5 protein-coding genes and 1 pseudogene are annotated in these 8683 nt (G+C 74.8%); 4 read left to right on the forward strand and 2 right to left on the reverse strand.

Annotated features, from left to right (window positions below; translation table 11 throughout):
• Positions 1 to 911, reverse strand: a pseudogene (locus ADK55_RS06825) (hydrogenase expression protein); the annotation flags it as partial.
• Between the two features lie 85 nt (positions 912 to 996).
• Positions 997 to 2700, reverse strand: a complete 1704-nt coding sequence (locus tag ADK55_RS37465) for a DUF4157 domain-containing protein (protein ID WP_107089111.1) — start codon at positions 2698 to 2700, stop codon at positions 997 to 999.
• Positions 2701 to 2964: 264 nt separating this feature from the next.
• Here ADK55_RS37465 and ADK55_RS06835 point away from each other — a divergent pair, with 264 nt between their 5' ends.
• The 4 genes from ADK55_RS06835 to ADK55_RS39090 all read left to right on the forward strand — a co-directional run bounded on the left by ADK55_RS06835 (position 2965) and on the right by ADK55_RS39090 (position 5752).
• Positions 2965 to 4569 (forward strand): phage tail sheath subtilisin-like domain-containing protein, encoded by a 1605-nt coding sequence (locus ADK55_RS06835; RefSeq protein WP_053676561.1) that lies wholly within the window; start codon positions 2965 to 2967, stop codon positions 4567 to 4569.
• Between the two features lie 72 nt (positions 4570 to 4641).
• On the forward strand, positions 4642 to 5085 hold the full coding sequence (locus ADK55_RS06840) for a phage tail protein (protein WP_053676562.1): 444 nt from the start codon (positions 4642 to 4644) through the stop codon (positions 5083 to 5085).
• Positions 5085 to 5597 carry a hypothetical protein gene (locus tag ADK55_RS06845; protein WP_053676563.1) on the forward strand — a complete coding sequence of 171 codons (513 nt, stop codon included), beginning with the start codon at positions 5085 to 5087 and terminating at the stop codon, positions 5595 to 5597. The genes ADK55_RS06840 and ADK55_RS06845 overlap by 1 nt, the downstream gene beginning before the upstream one ends.
• Positions 5594 to 5752: a DUF6760 family protein gene (locus tag ADK55_RS39090; RefSeq protein WP_199826461.1), complete on the forward strand. Its 159-nt coding sequence runs from the start codon at positions 5594 to 5596 to the stop codon at positions 5750 to 5752. The genes ADK55_RS06845 and ADK55_RS39090 overlap by 4 nt, the downstream gene beginning before the upstream one ends.
• The last annotated feature ends 2931 nt before the right edge of the window (positions 5753 to 8683 follow it).

The raw sequence follows: 8683 nt of genomic DNA on the forward strand, positions 1-8683 counted from the left end.
CCCCCCCCCCCCCCCCCCCCCCCCCCCCCCCCCCCCCCGCCGCCGTCCCCCACCGCCGACCCGGAACCGCCGAAGGCCGAGAAGCCCAAGGACGACGCCGGCGGCGGGGAGAGTGCCGGGGTGGGGGGCAGGACGGCGCCCACCTGCTCGGTGGCCTCGGTGGCCGCGGAGCGGACCTGCGGCTTGTAGGCGATCCAGATCATCACGAAGGCGACGCACAGGGCCAGGAAGAGCCCGAAGAAGGTGGCGAGCCAGCGCGGGAGGAAGCCGCGCTGCACGTAGGTTCCCTCGACGTCCAGCGGCTCGACTCCGGAGCGGCGCACCGCCAGGGTGTAGGGCCGTTGCTCCTTGGAGCCGAACCAGATGACCTGTCGGGGGCGCAGGGTCGTGTCGACGAACGCGGCCCTGCCGGGCTCGATCTGGACGTTCCCGGGGCGCAGTTCGTACGCGAGGTGGTCGCCGGTGTCGCTGCCCGCGACGGACGCGGTCACCTTGGTGTTGCCGAGGTTGTCGACCGCCAGCCTGGGGCGTCCGCGGAAGCGGCCCTTCACGATCGGCGGCACGAGTTCCGCGCGCACCTCGGTGAACGGGGTGATCGTCAGGTTCCCCTCCGGGACCGTCACGGCCTCGGGATGCTCGGTCGGCGTGATCCGCACCGCGTACGGGTTGGGCCCGGCGGTGGCGTCGGGGGTCCGGGGCGGCGCGAACGTCAACTCCACCGTCCCGGTGGTGCCCGGGAACAACCGCAAGGTCGCCGGCTCCGCCGTCATCCATGGGGCCACGTCGCCGACGGGCTCGAAGCGATACTCGTCGACCACGTCACCGGTGTTGCGCACGCGTAGGCGCACGCGCGTGCTGCTGCCGGGGTCGACGGTGACGGAGGCGGGTTCCAGCGAAGTCCAGAGGCTCACCCCCGGCACGCTAACCGCGCCCGCGCCGCCGGTCAGGAGCCGCGAGGGCAGACCTGGTTGCCCCGGCGTACCCTCATGCGCCGCATCAGGTCCTGGGCGCCCGCTCGCCGTTGACGATCATGATGAACTGGGCGTAGGAGTCCGCGTTCATCAGGGCGCGCTGTCCCATGGCGTACCAGTTGGGCTGCCGGTCCGAGTCGTCGTTGTCCCCGGTGTACTCCCCCGGATCCCTCAGGGTGCGCTTGCCGAGGTTGGTCCTCTCCTGCTCCGCGGAGGCCTCGGGGAAGTCCCGGGCCAGGCTGTCGGCGATCGTGTCCTGGGTCAGCTCCGCGTCGCGCGGGCTGTACTGGTAGTCCAGGGTGCCGGCGAACCGGTGGGTGGCCTCGTGGATGACGTACCAGGCGATCTGGCCGCCCTTGGTCAGGTGGATGGGGCCGGAGCGACCCGTGTCCATGGTCGGCAGGTCCTCGCTCTTCTGCAGGTCCGGATTGGTCGCGCGGGAGATCCGCTCGCCGAGGGTGGGATCGACCCACCCCATGACCTCGGAGGGGGTGCCGGTGCCCGCGCCGACCAGGGCGATCTGCGCGCCCTGGGCGTCCAGGCCCGACTGGATGCGCAGTACGACCTCGGCGACACGGGGCAGGAACGCCGCGATCTGCCGGGGCGTCATGGCCCGCAGCGCCGGGAACCCGGAGTGCAGCCCGCTCAGGAGCGCGCCGCTCGGGTCGCCTCCCGCGGACTTCAGGAGGGCGAGGGTCGTGGCGATGTACCGCTTGGCCGTGACCAGTTCGCGGCGGGCCTTCGACTCCCGTTCGGGGTACTCGCGTTCCGGGATGGTGCCCTTCTTGGAGAAGGCCACGTTCCCGCTGCTGTAGACCTTGCCCGTCTGGTCGTCGTAGACGTCCGTGTGCCGCGGCGTGGTCCCCGGGGGGACGCCCAGTTGGGCGGAGGTGCGGATGTCCTGGTCGTCGTGCTCGTTGCGCCAGCGCGTCTCCCGCGTGTCGACGGCGTCCGTGTAGGTGCCGCCGGGTTCGAACTCCCAGAGCGTGCGCTGGACGGCCGGGGTGCCGGGGCCCGCGGCGTTCAGGGCGCTCTCGTTGCCCTCCTTCTCCTCGGTGGCCGCCCGCTGGGCGACGGACGGGGCGGTGCCGTGTCCTGCCGCGAAGGCGGCGCCGTCGGCCGTGGCCGCGCGTTCGGAGCCCTGCCCGGGGTCGGTCACGGCCATGCCGGCGCCGTTGTCGTGGCCCGTCTCGCGGACGCCCCGGAGGTTCTTGTCGAGGTGGCTCGCCTCGTGGGCGAGGATCTCGGTGTTGCCGACGGCCTTGGGGCCGAGCAGGATGTGGCTGCCGACGGTCACGGCATGGGCGCCCAGGGCGGCGGTGGCGCGCTGGGCCGCCGGGTTGTCGTGGACCTGCCCGGCACCCAGGCGGTCGTTGCGGTAGAACGCCTTCGCCTTGCTCAGGAAGGGGTCGGGGAGCGGGCTGCTCGGCGTGGCCAGCGCGAGCCCGAGAAGACCGAGTTGCGACGGGGGCCGGGCGTCGTGCTCCCCCTCGTGGCCGTGCTCGTGGTCGTGCCGCGCGGCCTCCCGGCGCTGGACGGTCGGCTCCGCGTGCCCGCAGCCGGGGCCGTGCCGGTGCCGCTGCGCCTCGACCGCGCGGGCCACCGCCGCGTTCCCCGCCGCCTGGTGGAGGTCCAACAGTCTCTGCACGGGCGTGCTCGGCGGCGGCACCGCCCGGCGGGGGGCGTCCCTTTCGTCCGACGACGGATTGCGTTGACCGTGCGCGCGCATGACGCTCTCTCTCGACTGTCCGGACGGCTGGCCCTCCAGCCCTATCCGATCCCCCGCCGACCCGACAGGTCCGCGGGGGCAGACCTCGGGGCAGCCCGGTCGCCCTTGCCGCCAGGGCTCATCGCCCTTGCCCTCACCGCTGCCTGGAGGGGCAGCGGCGGGGGCAACGAGCGTGCCCCCGCTCGGGTACCGGGGGACGTTCCGGCGGGCGCGACCCGCGGGTCAAGGTGGAGTGTCCTGTCTCGTACCCGAGGAGAGCAGAGCATGCCGTCCTATCTGTCGCCCGGCGTCTACGTCGAGGAGGTGGCCAGCGGTTCGCGCCCGATCGAGGGAGTGGGCACGTCGGTGGCCGCGTTCGTCGGTCTGGCGCCGACCGGCCCGCTGAACGAGCCCACGCTGGTGACCAACTGGACTCAGTACGTCGCGGCCTTCGGCGACTTCACCGACGGCTATTACCTCGCGCACTCCGTGTACGGGTTCTTCAACAACGGCGGTTCGGCGGCGTACGTCGTGCGCGTCGGCGGCTCGGCCGAGGACGCCGCCGGCCAGGGGCAGGCGTCCGCGCCCGCCGCGGTCACCGGTGCGGCCCCCCGGGCCTCGCTGCCCGCCGCCGAGTCCCGTCCGCTCGGCACCTTCGCCGTGGCCGCCACCGCGGAGGGCGCCGGAGGGCCGCTGTCCGTCGAGGTCGCCGACGCCGAGGGCGAGGGGCCCGCCGAGCGTTTCAAGCTGATCGTCAAGGACGGCGACAAGCCGGTCGAGACCTTCGACGTGAGCGCGAAGAAGGGCAACCGTTCCTACGTCGTCACGCAGGTCAAGGAACGTTCCAAGCTCATCGTCGTGACCGAGGCCGCGCCGGCCGCGCAGTTGGTCCGTCCGGAGAACCAGACCGTGGCACTGCCGACGGCGCCGCCCGCGCCCGTCGAGCCGGCCGCGCCGGCCGGTCGCGCCGAGGGTTCCCACGCCGGCCCGGCGCAGTACCTCGGCGACTCCGCGGACCGCACGGGCTTCGGCGGTCTGGAGGCCGTGGACGAGATCTCCATGGTCGCCGTGCCCGACCTGATGGCCGCATACCAGCGCGGTGCGATCGACCTGGAGGCCGTCAAGGCGGTCCAGCTCGGTCTGATCGCGCACTGCGAGCTGATGGGCGACCGCGTCGCGATCATCGACCCGCCGCCCGGCCTGAACGCCCGTGACATCCGGGTCTGGCGCCAGGAGACGGCCAACTACGACTCCAAGTACGCGGCCCTGTACTACCCCTGGATCAAGTCCTTCGACCCGGCGACCGGGCAGTCGCGCCTGGTCCCGCCGAGCGGCCACGTCGCCGGCATCTGGGCCCGCAACGACTCCGAGCGCGGTGTCCACAAGGCCCCCGCCAACGAGGTCGTCCGAGGCGCCGTCGACCTCGAACTCCAGATCACCCGCGGCGAGCAGGACCTGCTCAACCCGATCGGCGTGAACTGCATCCGGGCCTTCCCCGGCCGCGGCATCCGCGTCTGGGGTGCCCGCACCCTGTCCTCCGACCCGGCCTGGCGCTACCTGAACATCCGCCGGTACTTCAACTACCTGGAGGAGTCGATCCTGATCGGCACCCAGTGGGTGGTGTTCGAGCCGAACGACCACAACCTCTGGGCGCGCATCCGCCGCAACGTCTCCGCGTTCCTGGTCAACGAGTGGCGCGGCGGCGCCCTGTTCGGACAGAGCCCCGAGCAGGCGTACTACGTCAAGTGTGACGAGGAGACGAACCCGCCGGAGTCGGTCGACCTCGGCCGGGTCATCTGCGAGATCGGCATCGCGCCGGTCAAGCCCGCCGAGTTCGTGATCTTCCGGCTGGCGCAGTTCTCCGGCGGCAACGGGGAGCTGGAGGAGTAACCGGGCGCGGAGCCCGCCTCCGCCCCCGCCGCCTCCCCGAGCCCCTCCCCTCCTCAGAAGGACAACGAACGCATGAGTCTCCAGCCGGGTGACGCCCTCACCTCACACAACTTCGGTCTCCAGATCGACGGGGTGATGGTCGAGTATCTCGCCGAGGTCAGCGGTCTCACCCTCGAACAGGACGTCATCACCTACCAGCAGAACAGCGCGCAGGGTCGGGCCGAGGTGTCGCTGCTGCCGGGCGTGCAGAAGAACGGCCAGTGCACGGTCGTGCGCGGCATGACCCAGTCGGCCTCGTTCACGCAGTGGATCAACGACTCGATCCGCGGCCAGATGAGCACGGCCCGCAAGAACGCCTCCATCATCATGATGGACTTCCAGAACAACCCGGTGAAGCGCTACAACCTGCGCAACGCCTGGTGCAGCAAGATCGACGCGAGCACGGTGAAGGCCGGCGAGGCGGCGGCGCTGACCGAGACCGTCACCATCGTGTTCGAAGAACTGGTCATCGAGTAATGCGGCGTTCGGCCGCCAAGGCCCCGGCCTCGATGGCGCCCCAGACCGCGGCGGCGGGGGCGGAGTTCCCCCGCTCGGCTCCCGCCGCCGCACCGGACCGCGGACCCGCCGGCCCGCCGACCGACCAGACCCCGAGGCAGTCCTTGCGTACCGAGTTCCCCTTCGAGCTGCCGCGCGGGTACGTCGACGACGCGGGCACCGTGCACCGTGACGGTGTCATGCGGCTGTCCACGGCGCGCGACGAGCTGGTCCCGCTGCGGGACGTTCGCGTGCAGGAGAACCCGGCGTACCTCTCGGTGGTGCTGCTCGGCCGGGTCATCGTCCGGCTGGGCACGCTGTCGATGGTGCACGACGGGATCGTGGAGAACATGTTCGCGTCCGACCTGGCGTTCCTCCAGGACTTCTACCGCCAGATCAACGCGGAGGGCCACACCCGCGCGGCCGTGCAGTGCCCGCACTGCTCGGAGCCCTTCGAGGTGGAGCTCGGCGGGAGCCGCCTGGGGGAATCGTGACGTACGCGACCGACCGGCTGCACGAGGAGATCGCGTACGTCGCCTACCACTTCCACTGGGGTCCGGACGCGATCCTGGACCTGGAGCACCAGGATCGACGCCGGTACACCGAGCAGATCGCGTCCCTCGTGACGCGCGGCGCGCCGGAGGCTTGAGCACGTGGCATTCCTGGACCGGCTGAGGGGGCGGCGGAGCGACGGCGGCACAACGGCGCCGGGCGGCTCCCCCACTCCGGACACCGAACGACCCGCGGGCACGTCGTCCGCGGTGGCCTCCGGGGCCCCGGTGGCTTCCGCGGCCCCGGTGGCCGTCGCCGCCTGGGCCGGTCTGCCGCCGATGCGGCGGACGACGGGCGGCGCACCGACGGGCGTCGCGGACGCCGGTTTCGGCGGGCGACTGCCGACCTGGCAGAACCCCTCCTTCACCCGGGGCTCCTCCCCCGCGGTGTTGGACCCCGCGGCGGGCGGCAGCCTGCTCTCGGGCGCGCTGACCGAGTCCGCCCGGCCGGTCGTGGGCCTCGGACGGCCCGCCCCGGACCTGCCGTCGGGCCGTCCCGCCGGCGAGCCCGCCGTACGGAGCCTGCCGGTGGCGCCCCTGCGGGCGATCCCGCAGCGCATGGTGTCCCCGGCGGCGACCGGGGCCCCATCGGCACCGGCACGATCATCGGCTTCGGCTTCGGCATCTGCTTCGGCGCGCGAGGCGGCGCGGCCCGTCGGGTCCGCGCCGGCGGTGGCCGTGGCCCCGGCGCCTCCGGTACAGCGCTCACGCGCCGACCGGCCGTCGCAGACGCGGACTCAGGCGCCGACGCCGGCGCCGGAGTCGGGGCCTGCCCCGGCCCGGTCGGCGAACCGCGGTGTCCAGGTGACGCCCGTGCGGCCGGCTCCGCCCCGGACACGGCAGCTCCTGGCCAAGGCGCCGCCCGCCCCCGCGGCCGGCCGACGGACCCTGCCCGCGACACGCGGGACCACCCGTGCGCCGGCGGCGACGCCGTCCGCGCCGGGTTCGGCTTCCCCGGCGGCCTCGGCTGCCGAGGACGACCGGGGCGGCCTCGGCGCCTCCGCCGCTTCTTCCGCCTCCGCCTCCGCCTCCGCCTCCGCCCCGAGTGTCGTGCCCGCCGTGCAGCGGGCTGCGACTCCCCGCCCGGGCGGTCCTTCCGCTGCCGGGGACGCTGCACCCCCGGCAGCGTCCCCGGCCCCTTCGTCGTTCCCGGCCCGTTCGGCACCTCCCGAGCGTTCTGGATCTCCTGGGCGTTCGGCATCCCCTGGGCATTCGGCACCCTCTGAAAGTGCGTCGTCCTCGACGAGCGCGTCGTCCTCCGACCGCGCGTCGTCCCCTACACCTCGCCCGTCCCCGGCTCGTCCGGCGTCCCCGGCCCGTCCGGCGTCCCTCGATGACTCCGTCGTTCCGCCCACGCCGGCGGGCGAGCCGCAGGTCACCCGTCCCCTGCGGGACCGTCCCGTACCGGGCGCTCCCGTACGGGACACCTCGCCGCGTGCCGCGTCGGCGGAACGCAGCGGTCCCGCCGTCGTGCGTGCGGGACTTGGCGCGCCCGTACAGCGCAGGACAGTGTCCGGAACCGAAGGTTCCGCACGGCGATCCGGCACACCGGGCGGGTCAGGCCCGTCGGGTGGGGCCGGCGCATCGACTGTTCCGGGTGGGTCCGGCGTTCCGGGCACGCCGGGGTCGGCGGCATTCGGGGCGGCGTCCACCGGGCCGCGTGAGGTGTCCCCGCAGGGCGCGCCGCCCGCCGCGAAGGCGCCGCGCACGGACACGCCCGGCGAGGGGGAGAGGTCGCCCGTGACCGGTGCCTCCGGCTCCGCGCGGGAGGTCTCCCCGCCCTCCCCCGCGCCGAAGTCCGGGGCAGCCGCGTCCCCGGCATCGCCGCAGCCCGCCTCGGCCGGGAGGACGCCGACGTACGGGCCCGATGCGCCCGTTCAGCGGGCAGTACCCGCGCCCGGAGCGACACCGCCCGCTCCGGCCGGCGCTCGCCGCTCCCCCACGGTGCCCGCCGGCCCGGCCGCCGGGCCCACGGTCCAGCGGAACGCCCGACCGCACGCGCCCACGCCCACGCCCACCCAGAGTGGTGGCCCGACGGCCGGCCCCGACGCACCGGCGACACACGCCGCTCCCCCGCAGGCACCGCCCACGGCCCCTGCGCCTGCCCCTGCGGCGGCAGACGCCTCGGGGACGCCCCGACCGGCTCCGCACGCCACGCCCCGGTCCGGCGCACCCGACCCGACGCACGTTCTCGGCACTCCGGCCGTACAGCGCGCCGTGGCCCCGGCGACCCCGGTGGCGGTATCACCCGCCGAACCCGTTCCCGCGTCTCCGCGCGCCGCCCGGTCCGCCGCCTCCCCCCTCCCGCCCCGGGCGGCGCGCCCCGAACAGCTTCCGGCCGTCCGGACTTCCGCTGCCACCCCGTTGCCCGCCGCCACCTCCCCGGATCACCGTCCGGCCACGGCGGCGCCGGCGGGGCAACCCCCCCCTCACCCCCCGCCCCCGTCCCCCGGCGCACCGGCACCCGTCGTCCGTCGCGCGTCCGCGGCCGCACCCCCGGCGGCTCCCGGCCGTACGGGGTCGCGGCTCGGACCCGTTGCCCCGAGTCCCGGCCCGGAGTTCCCGACCCCGACAACGGCTCCGACCACCGCCCCGCGCACCCGTGCTTCCAGCGACTCCGCGCCCGTTGGACCGGTGCAGCGCCATGCCGCGCCTCCCCGTGCGGGGCTCGGTGCGCCCCTTCCGTCCCCCGCGCACCCCACGCCCGAGGCCACGACGCCGACGGCACCGACGACCCCGGCGGCGAGCGCCGCGCACGTCGCGGCACGGAGTCCGGCGACCGGCCGCACACCCGTCCCCCCGCACGTCGAAGCCCCGCGCGTCGACGCCCCACGCCCCTCCGACTCCCTGCCGGCCGCCGGGCGACGTTCCCCCCTCGGCGCTCCCCTCACGGCCGCGCCCGCGCAGACGGCGCCGGTCGCCGCGCCGCAGCCCCCCGGTTCCCGCGCCGGGGCTTCGACTTCCGTGCCGGTCCAGCGGGCCTCGGCCCCACCGACCGCACCCCTCTCACCGACCGCACCGACCCTGCC

Origin of the sequence: Streptomyces sp. WM4235, from assembly GCF_001279725.1 — a bacterium.
Taxonomy (GTDB): Bacteria; Actinomycetota; Actinomycetes; order Streptomycetales; family Streptomycetaceae; genus Streptomyces.

Excerpts from the sequence above, each read along its gene's own strand:
- ADK55_RS37465 (WP_107089111.1), bottom strand. The coding sequence starts at position 2,700 with ATGCGCGCGCACGGTCAACGCAATCCGTCGTCGGACGAAAGGGACGCC.
- ADK55_RS06835 (WP_053676561.1), top strand. The coding sequence starts at position 2,965 with ATGCCGTCCTATCTGTCGCCCGGCGTCTACGTCGAGGAGGTGGCCAGC.
- ADK55_RS06840 (WP_053676562.1), top strand. The coding sequence starts at position 4,642 with ATGAGTCTCCAGCCGGGTGACGCCCTCACCTCACACAACTTCGGTCTC.
- ADK55_RS06845 (WP_053676563.1), top strand. The coding sequence starts at position 5,085 with ATGCGGCGTTCGGCCGCCAAGGCCCCGGCCTCGATGGCGCCCCAGACC.